This window comes from Streptomyces sp. NPDC088116, assembly GCF_044741745.1.
In the GTDB taxonomy this organism is placed as follows: domain Bacteria; phylum Actinomycetota; class Actinomycetes; order Streptomycetales; family Streptomycetaceae; genus Streptomyces.
In genome coordinates this window covers 726202-741986 of sequence record NZ_JBIUTF010000004.1, presented here as the reverse complement: position 1 = coordinate 741986, position 15785 = coordinate 726202, and the positions used below count along the sequence as shown (strand labels likewise).

At 72.0% G+C, this 15785-nt stretch carries 13 protein-coding genes; 8 read left to right on the top strand and 5 right to left on the bottom strand.

The window, feature by feature from the left end; all coding sequences use genetic code 11:
* Nucleotides 1–154: 154 nt before the first annotated feature.
* On the bottom strand, nt 155–436 hold the full coding sequence (locus ACIOJD_RS20170) for an HPr family phosphocarrier protein (RefSeq protein WP_401884319.1): 282 nt from the start codon (nt 434–436) through the stop codon (nt 155–157).
* Nucleotides 437–622: 186 nt separating this feature from the next.
* On the opposite strand from ACIOJD_RS20170, the gene ACIOJD_RS20165 reads away from it, so the two are divergent.
* The 4 genes from ACIOJD_RS20165 to ACIOJD_RS20150 all read left to right on the top strand — a co-directional run bounded on the left by ACIOJD_RS20165 (nt 623) and on the right by ACIOJD_RS20150 (nt 6231).
* Nucleotides 623–3523 (top strand): GNAT family N-acetyltransferase, encoded by a 2901-nt coding sequence (locus tag ACIOJD_RS20165; protein ID WP_401915277.1) that lies wholly within the window; start codon nt 623–625, stop codon nt 3521–3523.
* Between the two features lie 138 nt (nt 3524–3661).
* The gene (locus ACIOJD_RS20160; RefSeq protein ID WP_401884316.1) at nt 3662–4258 is read left to right on the top strand and encodes a DUF5998 family protein; all 597 of its coding nucleotides are present in this window, start codon (nt 3662–3664) and stop codon (nt 4256–4258) included.
* A complete protein-coding gene (locus ACIOJD_RS20155) occupies nt 4258–5454 on the top strand; it encodes an alkaline phosphatase family protein (protein ID WP_401915274.1) in 1197 nt (398 codons plus the stop codon). Before ACIOJD_RS20160 ends, ACIOJD_RS20155 begins: the two co-directional genes overlap by 1 nt.
* Before the next feature lie 126 nt (nt 5455–5580).
* Nucleotides 5581–6231, top strand: coding sequence for a thymidine kinase (locus tag ACIOJD_RS20150; RefSeq protein WP_401884313.1), 651 nt, complete (start codon nt 5581–5583; stop codon nt 6229–6231).
* A 50-nt stretch (nt 6232–6281) separates the two neighbouring features.
* Here ACIOJD_RS20150 and ACIOJD_RS20145 read toward each other — a convergent pair whose 3' ends face one another.
* Entirely contained in the window at nt 6282–7058 is a 777-nt protein-coding gene (locus ACIOJD_RS20145) for a VOC family protein (protein WP_401915271.1), read from the bottom strand.
* 248 nt (nt 7059–7306) lie between these two features.
* Here ACIOJD_RS20145 and ACIOJD_RS20140 point away from each other — a divergent pair, with 248 nt between their 5' ends.
* Nucleotides 7307–8143, top strand: coding sequence for a sulfurtransferase (locus tag ACIOJD_RS20140; RefSeq protein WP_401915269.1), 837 nt, complete (start codon nt 7307–7309; stop codon nt 8141–8143).
* A 100-nt stretch (nt 8144–8243) separates the two neighbouring features.
* On the opposite strand, the gene sepH is transcribed toward ACIOJD_RS20140, so the two are convergent.
* Nucleotides 8244–9293, bottom strand: a complete 1050-nt coding sequence (sepH, locus tag ACIOJD_RS20135) for a septation protein SepH (RefSeq protein ID WP_401915267.1) — start codon at nt 9291–9293, stop codon at nt 8244–8246.
* 489 nt (nt 9294–9782) lie between these two features.
* Here sepH and ACIOJD_RS20130 point away from each other — a divergent pair, with 489 nt between their 5' ends.
* The gene (locus tag ACIOJD_RS20130) at nt 9783–10829 is read left to right on the top strand and encodes a hypothetical protein (protein ID WP_401915264.1); all 1047 of its coding nucleotides are present in this window, start codon (nt 9783–9785) and stop codon (nt 10827–10829) included.
* 36 nt (nt 10830–10865) lie between these two features.
* On the opposite strand, the gene ACIOJD_RS20125 is transcribed toward ACIOJD_RS20130, so the two are convergent.
* Together ACIOJD_RS20125 and ACIOJD_RS20120 are read right to left on the bottom strand one after the other, a co-directional pair.
* Nucleotides 10866–12200, bottom strand: a complete 1335-nt coding sequence (locus ACIOJD_RS20125) for a D-arabinono-1,4-lactone oxidase (RefSeq protein WP_401915262.1) — start codon at nt 12198–12200, stop codon at nt 10866–10868.
* Complete coding sequence (locus ACIOJD_RS20120) at nt 12145–13407, bottom strand: MFS transporter (protein ID WP_401915260.1); 1263 nt, start codon at nt 13405–13407, stop codon at nt 12145–12147. The genes ACIOJD_RS20125 and ACIOJD_RS20120 overlap by 56 nt, the downstream gene beginning before the upstream one ends.
* Before the next feature lie 151 nt (nt 13408–13558).
* Between ACIOJD_RS20120 and ACIOJD_RS20115 the strand changes: the two genes are divergently transcribed.
* Together ACIOJD_RS20115 and ACIOJD_RS20110 are read left to right on the top strand one after the other, a co-directional pair.
* On the top strand, nt 13559–14686 hold the full coding sequence (locus tag ACIOJD_RS20115; protein ID WP_401915257.1) for a ferrochelatase: 1128 nt from the start codon (nt 13559–13561) through the stop codon (nt 14684–14686).
* Entirely contained in the window at nt 14683–15543 is an 861-nt protein-coding gene (locus ACIOJD_RS20110) for an inositol monophosphatase family protein (protein WP_401915571.1), read from the top strand. The genes ACIOJD_RS20115 and ACIOJD_RS20110 overlap by 4 nt, the downstream gene beginning before the upstream one ends.
* Nucleotides 15544–15785: the final 242 nt, after the last annotated feature.

Genomic DNA, 15785 nt, shown 5'->3' with positions numbered 1-15785 from the left:
GGGCCCCGGTATCTTTTTATTTTTTTCTTATCCATTTCTTTTTTTATTGTTGTTTTTGGGTGTGCGTTGTGTACCCATCTCTGGGGGTGGTGTTGGGGGGGGGGGCCCCCCCCCCCCCACGGCTCCGGCGCGGAATGACTCGGTACGGTCGGTGTCAGACCGTCTCGGGAAGCTCGTCGAGGCCCTCGGAGACCAGCTTCGCCAGCCGGTCCAGAGCGGCGTCGGCGCCCTCCGCCTCGGAAGCGAGCACGATCTCCTCGCCGCCCTGCGCCCCCAGGCCGAGCACCGCGAGCATGGAGGCGGCGTTGACGGGGTTGCCGTCCGCCTTCGCGATCGTCACGGGGACGCCGGCGGCCGTGGCGGCGCGGACGAAGATGGAGGCGGGACGGGCGTGCAGGCCCTCGGCCCAGCCGACATTGACGCGGCGCTCAGCCATGGTGTTGCCCTTCAAGTCGCAAAAGTCTCCACATGATGCTTGCACCAGCCTCTCATGTGCCGCCGAAAGCTCCTCTGTCGGCCCCGAACCGGCCCCGAACCGGTCTCGTACGGCCTCTGGCCGGCCAGGGAGCCCGGCCCCGGCCACGGACCGGCCCCGGCCGGGCTCGCGCCGTACGCTTTGGACATGGAGAAGCCGCAGGATCACGTCTACCCCGCGCACTGGGAGGCGGACGTGGTGCTCCGCGACGGTGGGACCGCACGGATCCGGCCCATCACCACCGAGGACGCCGAGCGTCTGGTCAGCTTCTACGAGCAGGTCTCCGACGAGTCGAAGTACTACCGCTTCTTCGCCCCCTACCCGCGCCTCTCCGACAAGGACGTGCACCGGTTCACGCACCACGACTACGTGGACCGGGTGGGGCTCGCGGTGACGGTCGGCGGGGAGTTCATCGCGACCGTCCGGTATGACCGCACGGACCGGCGCGGACTGCCCGCGTCCGCGCCGGCCGACGAGGCGGAGGTCGCGTTCCTCGTCCAGGACGCCCACCAGGGGCGCGGAGTCGCCTCCGCCCTCCTCGAGCACATCGCCGCGGTCGCCCGCGAGCGCGGTATCCGGCGCTTCGCCGCCGAGGTGCTGCCCGCCAACAGCAAGATGATCAAGGTGTTCCGGGACGCCGGGTTCACCCAGAGGCGCAGCTTCGAGGACGGCTCCGTACGCCTCACCCTCGACCTCGAACCCACCGCCGAGTCCGTCGCCGTGCAGCGCGGCCGCGAGCAGCGCGCCGAGGCCCGCTCGGTGCAACGGCTGATCGCACCCGGCTCCGTCGCCGTCGTCGGCACCGGCCGCGCGCCCGGCGGCGTCGGCCGCACGGTCCTGCGCAATCTGCTCGACGCGGGCTTCACCGGCCGTACGTACGCGGTGAACAGCGCCTTCGCCGACGACCGGGGCGAGATCGACGGCGTCCCCGCGTTCCGCTCCGTGGCGCGGATCGCGGAGCCCGTCGACCTCGCCGTCCTCGCCGTACCCGCGGACCGGGTACCGGAGGCCGTCGCGGACTGCGGCCGGCACGGCGTCCAGGGCCTGGTCGTCCTCACCGCCGGTTACGCGGAGAGCGGCGATCCCGGAAAGGAGGCCCAGCGCGAACTGGTGCGGCAGGCACGTTCGTACGGGATGCGCATCATCGGCCCCAACGCGTTCGGGATCATCAACACCGCCGATTCCGTCCGGCTGAACGCCTCACTCGCGCCCGAACCCCCCGACCGGGGGCGCATCGGCCTCTTCACCCAGTCGGGCGCCATCGGCATCGCCCTGCTCTCCGGCCTCTACCGGCGCGGCGCGGGTCTGTCGTCGTTCATCTCCGCGGGCAACCGCGCGGACGTCTCCGGCAACGACATCCTCCAGTACTGGTTCGAGGACCCGCACACCGATGTCGCCCTGCTCTACCTCGAATCGATCGGCAACCCGCGGAAGTTCACCCGGCTCGCCCGCCGTACGGCGCTGGTGAAGCCGGTCGTGGTCGTCAAGGGAGCGCGCCACAGCGGCAGTACGCCACCGGGACACTCGGTCCCGGTCAGACGTATCCCGGACACGACGGTCTCGGCGCTGATGCGGCAGGCCGGGGTGATCCGTGTCGACACGGTCACCGAACTCGTCGACGCGGGACTCCTGCTCGCCTCCCAGCCCCTCCCGCAGGGGCCGCGCGTCGCGATACTCGGCAACTCCGAATCCCTCGGCCTCCTTACGTACGACGCGTGCCTCACGGAAGGGCTGAGCCCGCTGCCGCCCCTCGACCTCACGACCGCGGCGTCCCCGGCGGACTTCCGGGCGGCCCTCACGAAGGCTCTGACCAACCCGGCGTGCGACGCGGTCGTGGTGACGGCGATACCCAGGGTCGGCGAGAGCGCCACGATGGACCCCACCGACGGCGGCGCTCTGGGAAGCGCCCTGCGCGAAGCGGTGGCGAGCGCCCCGGCGAAGCCGGTCATGGTGGTGCACGTGGAAATCGGCGGCCTGACCGAGGCGCTGTCGGCGGTGGAGAACAGCCCGCCCACGTCAACGGCCGCTGACGGTGCTGACGGTACGGAGCCGAGACCCGACGGCGCTCCGGGCACGCGCTCCGGTGATCACGCTCCCGCGACCGGTCCCGCCCCCGGATCCACAACCGCGACGGGAACCGCAGCCGCTCAGCGCCCCCCAGCCGCCCCCTCCGGCCGCATCCCCGCCTATCCCGCCGCCGAACGCGCCGTCCGCGCCCTCGCCGAGGCCGTCGGATACGCACAGTGGCGACGACAGGCCGCCGAGCCCGGAAAAGTGCCCGAGGCCATCGACGACGCCATCGACGAGGGCGCGGCCGCCGCGCTGATCGACCGGCTGCTCGGCGGGGGTTCCGATCCCGGCGGCGCGCCCCTCACCGCCGCCGACGCGCGGGAACTGCTCGCCCTGTACGGCATTCCCGTACGGCAGGCGCTCCCCGCCCCCGGCCCCGACGAAGCCGCTTCCGCCGCGGCCCGGCTCGGCTACCCCGTCGCGCTGAAGACCACCGCGCCCCATCTGCGCCACCGCGCCGACCTCGGTGGCGTACGGCTGGACCTCCCCGACGAGGCACAACTGCGCCTCGCCCACCGCGAGCTGACCGAGACGCTCGGCACCGCCGCCGAGCTGCGGCCCGTCGTCCAGTCCATGGCACCCCGGGGCGTGGACACCGTCGTACGGGCCGTCATCGACGCGGCCGCGGGCGCCGTCCTCTCCTTCGGCCTCGCAGGAGCGCCCTCCGAACTGCTCGGCGATGTCGCGCACCGGCTCGTACCCGCCACGGACCGCGACGTCGCCGAGCTGATCCGATCCATCAGAACGGCGCCGCTCCTGTTCGGCTGGCGCGGTTCCACGCAGGTCGACACCGCGGCTCTGGAGGAGCTGCTCCTGCGGGTGTCCCGGCTGGTGGACGACCATCCCGAGATCATCTCCGTGGCCCTGGAGCCCGTCGTGGTCGCGGCCCACGGGCTCTCCGTCCTCGACGCGAGCGTCCGGCTGGCGCCTCCCCCCGCCCGCGACGATCTCGGCCCGCGCAGCCTCCCCAGCTACTGAGCGGTGGCAGGGAGCAGCCGATCGACCGAGGGGATCTGGAGGGGATCGACCGCGGGGATCAACTGACGGGCCGGCCGCAGGATCGCCAGGCCCTCCGGGCGTCTCCGGCAGCCGTCCCGTCCCCGTAGGATGGAGCCCATGGCGAAGACCGGTACGACGACCCAGGGGCTGCGCACGGCGATCGAGCGCAGCGGCTACTACCCGGCTCTCGTGGCCGAGGCGGTGGAGGCCGCAGTCGGTGGCGAGCAGATCGCGTCGTACCTGGTGCACCAGGAGACGACCTTCGACGCCAACGAAGTACGCCGGCATGTCACCGTCCTCGTGCTGACGGCCCACCGCTTCATCGTCAGCCACACCGACGAGCAGGCAGCCGACTCCAGCTCCCCGACGCCGTACGCCACCACCTCCACCGAGTCGGTGAAGCTCGACCGGATCTCGTCCGTCGTGGTCAGCCGCGTCGTCGCCAACCCGGAGTCGTACACCCCCGGCACCCTGCCCCGCGAGGTCGTCCTCACCATCGGCTGGGGCGCCGTCTCCCGGATCGATCTGGAGCCCGCCGCCTGCGGCGACCCCAACTGCGAGGCGGACCACGGCTACACCGGCAGTTCCACCGCCGACGACCTGAGCCTGCGTGTCAGCGAGGCCGGCGACGGCCCGGACACCGTCCGCCAGACGCTCGTGTTCGCCCAGTCCCTCTCCGAAGCCACCGCCGCGATCGCGGCGACCGGCCGCTGATGGCCGCCGAGGCCCTCTGGCAGGACCCCGTCCCGCTCGCCCTCGACACCGCGCCGCTGCCCGAGTACGGCAGCGGTTCGCTGGCCGACCTGCTGCCCACACTCGCGGCCGGCCAGGGCGTACCGGATCTGACCGCGACCATCTCCGAACTGACCCCCGCCGACCGGAACTGCGTCTTCCTGATAGACGGCCTCGGCTGGGAACAGATCAAGACCCACCCCGACGAAGCCCCGTATCTGACCTCCCTGCTCGGCACCTCGCGCGGGCACACGGGCCGCCCGCTCACGGCCGGCTTCCCGGCCACCACCGCGACCTCCCTCGCCTCCGTCGGCACGGGGCTGCCGCCCGCCGCGCACGGCCTGCCCGGCTACACCGTCCGCGACCCCGCGACCGGCGCGCTGATGAACCAGCTCCGCTGGAAGCCCTGGACCGAGCCGCACGTCTGGCAGCCGTACCCCACGGTCTTCCAGTTGGCCGAGGCGGCGGGTGTGCACACCGCGCAGGTGTCCGCCCCGGCCTTCGCACACACACCGCTCACCAAGATCGCGCTCAGCGGCGGGACCTTCCACGGCCGGCTCTCCGGCGAGGACCGGATGGACCTGGCCGCCGCCGAACTCGGCGCGGGGGACCGGTCGCTGGTCTATACGTACTACAGCGAGGTCGACGGCAAGGGCCACCGCTTCGGTGTCGACTCCGACGCCTGGCGCGGCCAACTCATGTACGTGGACCGGCTCGTCCAGCGGCTCGCCGAGCAACTGCCTCCCCGGAGCGCGCTCTACGTGACCGCCGACCACGGCATGATCGACATCCCCTTCGACGAGCAGTCCCGCATCGACTTCGACGAGGACTGGGAGCTGAGCGCCGGGGTCGCCCTGCTGGGCGGCGAGGGCCGGGCCCGCCATGTCTACGCCGTGCCGGGCGCCGAGGCCGACGTCCTCACCGTCTGGCGCGAGGTGCTCGGCGAGCAGTTCTGGGTGGCGAGCCGGGACGAGGCGATCGCCGCGGGCTGGTTCGGTCCGGCCGGTGCGATGGACGAGCGGGTGTACGGACGGATCGGCGATGTCGTCGCGGCGGCCCATGCCCCAGTCGTGATCACCGCTTCCGTCAAGGAACCGCACGAGTCGGCGATGGTCGGGATGCATGGCTCGATGACCCCCGTCGAGCAGCTCGTCCCGCTCCTCGAAGTACGCTCGTAGCCATCCGGGCGACACTCGCCCGACGGCCCGTGGCACCGAATCGCCGGGGCATTCGCCACCTCACGGAAGGGCCGGTGGGCGTCGGCGCCGCCCGGCCTGCTCGACCCGAAAGGTCACTCTCCACTGATGTCCGAATTGGTATTTTTCTCCGGCACCATGGATTGCGGGAAGAGTACGTTGGCGCTCCAGATCGGCCACAACCGTTCGGCCAGGGGACTCCAGGGTGTGATCTTCACACGGGACGACCGGGCGGGAGAGGGCAAGTTGTCCTCGCGGCTGGGCCTGGTCACGGACGCGGTCGAGGCCACCGAGGGGATGGAGCTGTACGCGTACCTCGTGGACCGGCTGTCGAAGGGCGGCAAGGCGGACTACGTGATCGTGGACGAGGCGCAGTTCCTGGCGCCCGAGCAGATCGACCAGCTCGCGCGGATCGTGGACGACCTGGGGCTGGACGTCTTCGCCTTCGGTATCACCACCGACTTCCGCACCAAGCTGTTCCCCGGCTCGCAGCGGCTGATCGAGCTGGCCGACCGGGTCGAGCAGCTCCAGGTGGAGGCGCTGTGCTGGTGCGGGGAACGGGCCACCCACAACGCGCGCACGGTCGGCGGCGAAATGGTCGTCGACGGTGCCCAGGTGGTCGTCGGTGATGTGCACCGCCCCGCCGAGGAGGTCGGCTACGAGGTCCTGTGCCGCCGCCACCACCGGCGCCGCATGACCAGCTCCTCGGCGCACGCCGGCGCACTGTCGCCGGACGTACTGCCGGTCACTCCCGGCTGACCGGTGGGCGGCCGCCGTCCTCCCCGGGGCCGGTGAGCGCCCCGCCCGGGTCAGCGACCGGCCGACCGTACGATCGTGAAGACCGCGCCCTCCGGGTCCGCGACCGTCGCGAGCCGCCCGTTCGCGCCGTCCCACGGCGGCCGGAGCACCTGCCCGCCCAGCCCGGTCACCAGCTTCGCGGCCGCGTCGGTGTCGTCCACCTCGAAATACGTCATCCAGTGCGCACCGCGGTCGCGGACGAGCGCCCGCCCCTTCCCCCGCAGTGAGGCGACCGGCCGCCCGTCCAGGCGCAGGGTCATCTCGTCGGAGTCGGCGGAGACCAAGGCCTCCACGTCATAGCCGAACAGCGACTTGTAGAACGTGGCGACCCAGGACGTCTCACGCGTGATCAGCTCGTTCCAGACCGGAGTGCCGTGGGCCCCGGCCACCACCGTCCCGGTGTGCGCCGCGGCCTGCCAGATCCCGAAGACCGCTCCCGTGGGGTCCGAGGCGATGGCCATCCGGCCCGCCTCCGCCGCGTCCAGCGGCCCGACGGCGACCGTACCGCCGTGGCTCCTGATCGTCTCCGCCGTCTTGTCCGCGTCGTCCGTCGCCAGATAGGTCAGCCAGGCCGTCGGCAGCTGCCGGCCGGGCGGCAGCTGACCGATGCCGGCGATCTCCTTGCCGCCCAGCAGCCCCCGGACGTACGGTCCGAGCTGCTGCGGTCCCGGCCGGAACTCCCAGCCGAACAGCGCTCCGTAGAACTCCTGGGTCTCCGCCAGGTTGTGCACCATCAGGCTCACCCAACAAGGCGTGCCGGGTGTGCGTCGGATCGCTGCCTCGGTCATCGTCACTCTCCTCGGACCATCGTGGTGGCCGTGCGGGGCGGGCGCGGGTCCCCGCCCAGGGGGATGGACGGTGCCGCTTTCGCCACACGCCCCTGGGGTGGAGGGGCCGCGCGTCCGAGCAGATGCTTCCACTAGGTGGCACGCGGTGCCGCACGACCGCGCCGCTTTTGGCGGGATCTCGATCCGGTGTTTACCGCCCGTTTCTCCGCCGTTACGTGTGGGCCCGGCCGTGCGCGAGGATGGCACCCATGACAGCCATCATCACCGCAGCCCAACTCGCGGGCGAGTCGGCCGGGTCGGCCGGCTCGCCTCCGCCCGTACTGCTCGACGTCCGCTGGCAGCTGGGCGGGCCGCCCGGCCGCCCCCAGTACGAGGCGGGACATCTGCCGGGCGCCGTCTTCGTCGACCTCGACACGGAGCTGTCGGGCCCGCCCGGCGCGGGCGGCCGGCATCCGCTGCCCGATCCCGCGGACTTCGGCGCGGTGATGCGACGTGCCGGGATCTCCCAGGACACCCCGGTCGTCGTGTACGACGGCGGACAGGGGTGGGCGGCGGCCCGCGCCTGGTGGCTGCTGCGCTGGACGGGCCATCCGGACGTACGGGTCCTGGACGGCGGTCTCGCCGCCTGGACCGGTCCGCTGTCCACCGACACCCCGTCGCCCGCCGAGGGCGACTTCACCCCGGCCCCGGGCGCGCTCCCACTGCTGGACGCGGACGAGGCGGCGGCCCTGGCCCGCGACGGGCTGCTGCTGGACGCGCGGGCGGCCGAGCGTTACCGCGGCGATGTCGAGCCGATCGACCGGGTCGGCGGCCATGTCCCCGGCGCGCTGTCCGCTCCCACCACCGAAAATGTGGCCGAAAACGGCTGCTTCCTCCCGGCTCGGGATCTCCTGGCCCGTTTCGAGGCCCTGGGTGCCACCCAGGGCACCCAGGTCGGCGTCTACTGCGGCTCGGGTGTCTCCGCCGCCCAGGAGGTGCTCGCCCTGGAACTCGCGGGTATCCCGGCGGCGCTGTACGCGGGCTCCTGGTCCCAGTGGTCGTCGGACGAGTCCCGGCCGGTCGCCACGGGCCCGGATCCCCTCTAGAGCCGACAACCGACAGCCGAGGGGCCCGTACTCACCACACGTGGTGAGTACGGGCCCCTCGGCGTACGTATGTACGTACGTGCAGCTCTCGCTCTTCCCGTCAGTCCTGCTTCTTGCGGCGTGTACCGAACACGATCTCGTCCCAGCTCGGTACCGCGGCCCGCCGGCCCGGACGCACGCCGTCCGCCTCGGCCTGGCGGTCCGTCGTGCCCGTCAGGCGGTCCCGGTGACCGGCCACCGAACGGGGCATCAGCACATCCGCGTACGCCGACCCGGCACCCGCCGAGGCGGCGGGCGCGATCGGCTCCTCGGCGTCCTCCGGCTCGTCCTCCGGATCCGTGGCCGACTCCGGCAGCGCGGGCCGCTCGGGCACGACCATGTCGCCCCGGAAGCTCGGCACCGCCTCCAACAGGCTTGTCAGGGAGTCCCGTTCACTGGTCTCCTCCGGCTCGGGCGCGGGAGGCCGCTCCAACTGCCGGTCGAGAGAACGATCGAGGGAACGGTCCAGCGGCCGGTCACGCGGCAGCCGCGCGATCCGGGGAACGAACGGGAAGCTCGGCTCCTGGGCGGTGACCGTGTCGTCCGTGTCACCGATCAGCGCGCGCGCCTCGTCGTCGACGGCCTGGACGAGCCGCCGGGGCGGGTCGTACGTCCAGCTCGCCGCGTGCGGCTCGCCCGCGACGCAGTAGACCAGCAGGACTTCCCAGGTGCCGTCGTCCCGGCGCCAGGAGTCCCACTGGACGGTGTCCTTCTCGGCACCGCGCAGCGTCAGCCGCTCCTGCACGGCCTCGCCGAGCTGGGGTCCGGTGTTCTCTCCGGGACGGCGCACCGCGGTCTTCCTGGCCCGCTCCGCCATGAAGGCGCGCTCGGCGAGCACCGGCCCTTCGAAGCGGCGGACCCGGTCCACCGGGATGCCGGCGTGCTGGGCGACCTCCTCGGCGGAGGCGCCTGCTCGTATCCGCGCCTGGATGTCACGGGGTCTGAGATGGCTCTCGACCTCGATCTCGATCTGGCCGAGGCGGGCGCGGTCATTGCGCACGGCAGCACGAAGCCGCTCATCGATCGGAAGCGTGTATTCCGTGCTGTCGGCAGCCTTGAGCACCAGTCGTGTGCCGTCGTTGGAGACGGCCACGACACGCAGTTCGGGCATGGGGACCTCCCGGGTGGTGCCTGCCGACGTCACGTGCGTCGCTGCTTCCGCTAGTCGAGTGTGACCTGCCCGGGTGCAGCCTGTCACAACCTTTCCGTACTACCCGGCGTGTCGGGCCGGGGCCCTGGTTCGCCGTTATGGCACGGTACCTGCTTGCGACGCAGAGTGACGAACCCGGTCACTCCATGCAGTAGGCGCCCGTGCGGTGCCGCGGCTCCGCCGGATCGAGTGCCACGTTCGGCCCCCTTCCCGTAGGTCCCCGGACGCCCATGAGGGAGTCCGGCCCCAGGGCTCGCCACAGTACTCCATTCGGGCCACGGGGGTGGACCGCCGCGCCGCTCAAGTTCTGTCCGGGCTGGGGAGTTGGGGTCCGGCGCACTCGGCGGCGGGTGTCTTGCTTCACAGAATCCCTGGAATCGGAACTATCCACTTCGCTCATCGGTCCCTTCTTGGTGCAAGGTGGGACAGATGGGTAAGCAGGGGCTGTAGATGGATTCGAAGCTGAGTAGCGGCACACGGCAGGAAGAGAGCGAGGCGCGCAAGGAAGGGCAGGAGCGGCGGCTCGACCTGAATCTGCCGCACGTCGCGGGCAGCGCGCTCGCGGCGGTCGCGGCGGCGGTGCTCGCCTCCCAGCTCGGCGTGTACGGCACGATCATCGGCGCGGGTGTGGTCAGCGTGGTCGCCACCTGCGGCGGTTCGGTCTTCCAGCACCTGTTCCGGCGTACGGGCGAGCAGATACGCGTGGTCACGGTCCAGGTGAAGCCCGGGGCCCGCCAGGTGCCCGTGCGGTACGACGAGGACGACCCGGTCGACACGTACGCGTCGGGCGATCCACCGGGCCGGAGCGATCCACCGGGCCGGAGCGATCCACCGGGCCGGAGCGAGCCGCCGGATCGGAGCGATCCGCCCGTCAGAGGTGGTCCGGGTGATCCGTACGCTCCTGTTGACGCGACCGGGATGCCGCGGCTGCCGCGCGGGCTGGACGGTGAGTTCACCGAGGCCACGACGCACGGCAGCCGGGTGCGCGGCTGGAAGCGCCCGGTCCGCGCGGCCGCCACCGTCTTCCTGGTCGCGATGATCGGCATCACCGGATACGAGGTGATCTCCGGTCAGGACCTGAGCGGCGGCAAGGGAACGACCGTCGGGTCCGCCGTGCGTGGTGGCGGCGAGCGCTCCGTACCGTCGGACACCCCCTCCGACTCCGAGGACCACGGTGTCGATCCGGGCCGGACGTCGGACAGCCCTACCCCGGACGGCGGCAGCGGCAGCGGTACGGATCCGAGCGCGTCGCCCGACGCCGGACAGAGCGCCGGCACGGGGCGGAGCGGTTCCGCCGACCCGTCGCGGACGCCGTCCACGGCTCCCTCGGGATCCGCCGACGGCAATGCCTCGCACACCCCCGTGCCGACACCCTCCGGCAGCGCCGGCGATTCCGCGACGGGAGGCTCCGGAACGGGGAACTCCGGAGCGGACGACTCCGGCAGCGGTGCCACGACGCAGGGCACCGGATCCGATTCCGGAACGGCCGGCCAATAGGGCCGGTAACGGGGGAGGTGTGGTGAGCATCGGCGGTCAGTCCCCGAGGACCCGCCGCAGATAGTCGTTCCCGAACAGCCGGTCCGGGTCCAGCCGGTCCCGTACCGCCGTGAACTCGCCGAAGCGCGGATAGACCCCGGACAGATACTCCGCGTCCCGGGTGTGGATCTTGCCCCAGTGCGGCCGGCCGCCGTGCGCGGTCATGATCCGTTCCACGGCGGTGAAGTACGAGCGGTAGGGCGTGCCCCGGTACAGGTGCACGGCGATGTACGCGCTCTCCCGGCCCGAGGCCGTCGAGAGCGCGATGTCGTCCGCGGGAGCCGTACGGACCTCCACCGGGAAGCTCACCCGAAGTGGTGAACGCTCGACCATCGCCCTGACCTCGCGCAGCGCTCCGACCACGGCCTCCCGGGGCAGCGCGTATTCCATCTCCACGAAGCGCACCCGGCGCGGACTCGTGAAGACCTTGTAGGGAAGGTCCGTGTAGACGCGGGCGGAGAGGGCGCGGCTGGAGAGTTTGGCGATGGCGGGGATGGTCGCGGGTACGGCCCGGCCGAGCGAACAGGTCACCCGGAAGAGGTCGTTGGAGAGGAACTCGTCGTCGAACCAGCCGCTGACCCGGCCGAGCGGAGCGGCGGGGCCCGCGCTGCGGTTGTTGCGCTTGGTATTGCAGTTGCCGGTGTGCGGGAACCAGTAGAACTCGAAGTGCTCGTTCTCGGCGACGTGTTGGTCGAATTCGGCGGTGACCCGGTCGAAGGCCATCGGTTCCTCGCGGGCCGTCAGCAGGAAGACCGGCTCCACGGCGAAGGTGATCGCGGTGACCACGCCCAGTGCGCCGAGCCCGATCCGGGCGACGGCGAAGACCTCCGCATTCTCCCGCGCCGAGCAGCGCAGCAGCGAGCCGTCCGCCGTGACGATCTCCAGGGCACGGATCTGTGCCGCTATCGACGCCGACTCACGGCCGGTGCCATGGGTGCCGGTGGAGGTCGCGCCCGCGACGGTCTGCTCCATGATGTCGCCCATGTTCGTGAGCGACAGACCTTCCCTGGCCAGCGCCGTGTTGAGCCGCTTCAGCGGGGTGCCCGCCGCCACGGTGACGGTGCCCGCGGCCCGGTCGATCTCCCGGATGCCGGTGAGCAGTTCGGGCCGGACGAGTACCCCGTCGGTGGCGGCGGTGGCGGTGAAGGAGTGCCCCGTGCCGACGGCTTTGACCTTGAGTCCGTCCTCGGCGGCCCGGCGTAATGCCCCGGCGAGTTCCTCCGCGGAGGCCGGTGACACCACACGGGCCGGCCGCGCGGTGACGTTCCCCGCCCAGTTACGCCACGCGTTCACGCCCGTCGTGGTCGCCGTGCTTGTCCGGTTTCTGGTCATCCGCCCCGCGCCCTCCCCGAATCGGCACCGGCTCGCGCAGCCGGCGATACCCCAGGAGCGCCACCACGGCCGCGGCCGCGCCCGCCGCGGCGGGCACCGCGTACCCCGCCCGTGCACCGGCCGCGTCGACCACCCAGCCGGCGGCCGATGAGCCGAGCGCCACGCCGACCGCGAGCCCGGTACTGGTCCAGGTCATGCCCTCGGTCAGCTTGGTGCGCGGTACGTGCGCTTCGACGAGGGCCATGGTCGTCACCATCGTCGGTGCGACGGAGAGGCCCGCGACAAAGAGCGCCACGGCCAGGAGCGGCAGGCTCCCGGCCAGTTGGAGGGGGATCATACTCACGGCCATCACGCAGACACCCACCAGCCACCTCCGGGCGGCCGGTCCGGTGAGATGGAGCAGGCCGAACACCATGCCGGCGAGGCAGGATCCCAGCGCGTAGACCGCCAGCACCAGGCTCGCCGCCGCCTTGTGTCCGTGCTCCTCGGCGAAGGCGACCGTCACCACGTCGATCGCGCCGAAGATCCCCCCGGTCGCCGTGAAGGTCAGCACCAGCACCCGCAGCCCCGGGGAGCGGAGCGCCGAGTCCCCGGTGTGCTGCTCACGCGGCTGCGGTACGGGCTCGGTGCCGCGCTGCGCCGTCAGCCAGAGGACGCCGGTCACCAGGAACACGACCGCGAGCAGCGGGCCCGCGGCCGGGAACAGGGCCGTCGAGAGCCCGATGGAGACGATCGGGCCGAAGATGAAGCACATCTCGTCGATGATCGATTCCCACGAGTACGCGGTGTGCAACTCGCGGGACGCGCCCTGGTAGATCGCCGCCCAGCGCGCCCGCACCATCGAGCCCACGCTCGGCACGGAGCCGGCGCCCGTGGCGAAGACGAACAGGATCCAGTCGGGGGCGCCCTGTTCGGCACAGACCAATAACCCGACGACGGCCGCCGCCGCGATCAGGGTCGCGGGGCGCAGCACCCGCCGCTGACCGTGCCGGTCGACCAGCCGGGAGATCCACGGACCGAGCACCGCGGCGGACATCGCCAGCGTCGCGGAGAGCGCTCCGGCCAGTCCGTACCGGCCGGTGAGCTGGGAGATCATCGTCACGACGCCGATGCCCAGCATGGCCAGCGGCATCCTGCCGATCAGGCCGGCCGCACTGAATCCCTTGCTACCGGGAGCGGCGAAAATCGCATGGTACGAACTGGGCAAGGGGGCGCTCCGGTAAGGAATGAACTGGGTGGGAACAGCTTACGGTCGCGCCCGCGCACCGCATTTCGTTTTCCGGTGAACGGGAGCGCGGCCCGCCGTCGGAACAGGGGCGCGGTTCCCGGTGCGACAGGGCTGGTGGCAGGATCGAATCATGCCCGAAAAGCTTGCGACTTCCCCCTACGACGCTCTGCTCCTGCTGTCCTTCGGCGGCCCCGAGGGCCCGGACGACGTGGTCCCGTTCCTGGAGAACGTGACCCGGGGCCGCGGCATCCCCAAGGAGCGGCTCAAAGAGGTGGGGAAGCACTACTTCCTGTTCGGCGGGGTCAGCCCGATCAATGAACAGAACCGCGTCCTGCTGGACGCGCTGCGCAAGGACTTCGCCGAGCACGGCGTGGACCTGCCGGTCTACTGGGGCAACCGCAACTGGGCCCCGTATCTGACCGACACCCTCCGCGAGATGGTCACGGACGGCCGGCGCCGGATCGCCGTCCTCGCCACCAGCGCGTACGCCTCGTACTCGGGCTGCCGCCAGTACCGCGAGAACCTCGCCGACGCGCTCGCCACACTGGTCGACGAGGGGCTCGAACCGCCACGGGTGGACAAGCTGCGGCACTACTTCAACCACCCCGGCTTCCTGCGCCCCATGGTCGACGGCGTGCTGGCCTCGCTCGCCGACCTCCCGGAGGACGTCCGCGCGGGCGCGCATCTCGCCTTCACCACCCACTCCATCCCGGACGCCTCGGCCGACACCTCGGGCCCGGCCGAGGCGCACGGGGAAGGCGGTGCCTATGTGGCGCAGCATCTCGACGTCGCCCGGCTGATCGTGGCCGACGTGCGCGAGGAGACCGGCATCGAGTACCCCTGGCGGCTCGTCTACCAGTCACGCAGCGGCTCCCCGCACACCCCGTGGCTGGAACCGGACATCTGCGACCACCTGGAGACGCTGCACGGCGAGGGCGTCCCGGCCGTCGTGATGGCCCCCATCGGCTTTGTCTCGGACCACATGGAGGTCCTGTACGACCTCGACACCGAGGCCACCGCCAAGGCCGCCGAACTGGGCCTGCCCGTCCGCCGTTCGGCGACCGTCGGAGCGGACCCGCGCTTCGCCGCCGCCGTACGCGATCTGCTGCTGGAACGCGCCGCCGCCGAGCGGGGATGCGCGGTGGAACGCTGCGCGCTGGGCGCCCTCGGCCCCAGCCACGATCTCTGTCCGGTCGGCTGCTGCCCCGCCCGCGCCCCCAGGCCCGCCGCCGCGGGCACCGACAGCCCGTACGTCTGAAGGAGCCCCCAGTGACCGACGCCCCGTCCGAACAGAACCAGGCCCGTGACACCCCGGCCGACGACGCCCTGATCGCCGAGCTGCTCCCGCTCGCGCTGGAGGCGGTGCGCCGGGCCGGCGCGCTGCTGCGCGACGGACGGCCCGACGATCTGGCCGTCGCCGCCACGAAGTCCAGCCCCGTCGATGTCGTCACCGAGATGGACATCGCCGCCGAGAAGCTGATCACCGGCTATCTCGCCGAGCACCGCCCCGACGACGGCTTCCTCGGTGAGGAGGGCGCCAGTTCGGCGGGTGACAGTGGCGTCCGCTGGGTGATCGACCCGCTGGACGGCACCGTCAACTACCTCTACGGGCTGCCCACTTGGGCCGTCTCCATCGCCGCGGAACGCGACGGCGAGACGCTCGTCGGGGTGGTCGGGATCCCGATGCGCGGCGAGACCTTCCGGGCCGTACGCGGTGGCGGTGCCTTCCTCAACGACCGGCCGGTCCGCTGCCGCCCGGCTCCGCCGCTGGAACGCGCCCTGGTGTCGACGGGCTTCAACTACGTCGCCACCGTCCGTACCCACCAGGCCGAGATCGCCCGGCAGCTGATTCCGCGGCTGCGGGACATCCGGCGCGGCGGCTCGGCGGCCGCCGACCTCAGCGATGTCGCGGCCGGCCGGCTGGACGGCTTCTACGAACGCGGACTGCACCCCTGGGACCTCGCCGCCGGCGACCTGATCGCCCGCGAGGCGGGCGCCCTCACCGGCGGCCGCCCCGGCACCCGGCCGGGCTGGGACCTCACGGTGGCCGCCGCCCCGGGCGTCTTCGAGCCCTTGCAGACGCTGCTGGAGGAGTACGGCGCCTGGCACGACTAGGGCCTCTCGTCTGGATCTTGCCGGGCTCGCGTGCCCCGGCACCGCGCCTCGTCGCGTTGTCGTCACTCCACGACGCTCCGCGTCGCCTCACTCCTGCGCCTTGCGATCCACGGCACCAGACCCCGCTCCCTGATCCGGCCTGATCCAAACGAAAGACCTTAGTGTCCTGTCCGGGTGGCACACGGAAGGGCCCCGGCGCCGTCCCCTCGGCGCCGGGGCCCTTCTTCGTAGGTATGTGGGTA

What these genes read in the sequence shown, in the direction of transcription:
- ACIOJD_RS20170 (WP_401884319.1), bottom strand. Translation starts at nt 436, where the DNA reads ATGGCTGAGCGCCGCGTCAATGTCGGCTGGGCCGAGGGCCTGCACGCC.
- ACIOJD_RS20165 (WP_401915277.1), top strand. Translation starts at nt 623, where the DNA reads ATGGAGAAGCCGCAGGATCACGTCTACCCCGCGCACTGGGAGGCGGAC.
- ACIOJD_RS20160 (WP_401884316.1), top strand. Translation starts at nt 3,662, where the DNA reads ATGGCGAAGACCGGTACGACGACCCAGGGGCTGCGCACGGCGATCGAG.
- ACIOJD_RS20155 (WP_401915274.1), top strand. Translation starts at nt 4,258, where the DNA reads ATGGCCGCCGAGGCCCTCTGGCAGGACCCCGTCCCGCTCGCCCTCGAC.
- ACIOJD_RS20150 (WP_401884313.1), top strand. Translation starts at nt 5,581, where the DNA reads ATGTCCGAATTGGTATTTTTCTCCGGCACCATGGATTGCGGGAAGAGT.
- ACIOJD_RS20145 (WP_401915271.1), bottom strand. Translation starts at nt 7,058, where the DNA reads ATGACCGAGGCAGCGATCCGACGCACACCCGGCACGCCTTGTTGGGTG.
- ACIOJD_RS20140 (WP_401915269.1), top strand. Translation starts at nt 7,307, where the DNA reads ATGACAGCCATCATCACCGCAGCCCAACTCGCGGGCGAGTCGGCCGGG.
- sepH (WP_401915267.1), bottom strand. Translation starts at nt 9,293, where the DNA reads ATGCCCGAACTGCGTGTCGTGGCCGTCTCCAACGACGGCACACGACTG.
- ACIOJD_RS20130 (WP_401915264.1), top strand. Translation starts at nt 9,783, where the DNA reads ATGGATTCGAAGCTGAGTAGCGGCACACGGCAGGAAGAGAGCGAGGCG.
- ACIOJD_RS20125 (WP_401915262.1), bottom strand. Translation starts at nt 12,200, where the DNA reads ATGACCAGAAACCGGACAAGCACGGCGACCACGACGGGCGTGAACGCG.
- ACIOJD_RS20115 (WP_401915257.1), top strand. Translation starts at nt 13,559, where the DNA reads ATGCCCGAAAAGCTTGCGACTTCCCCCTACGACGCTCTGCTCCTGCTG.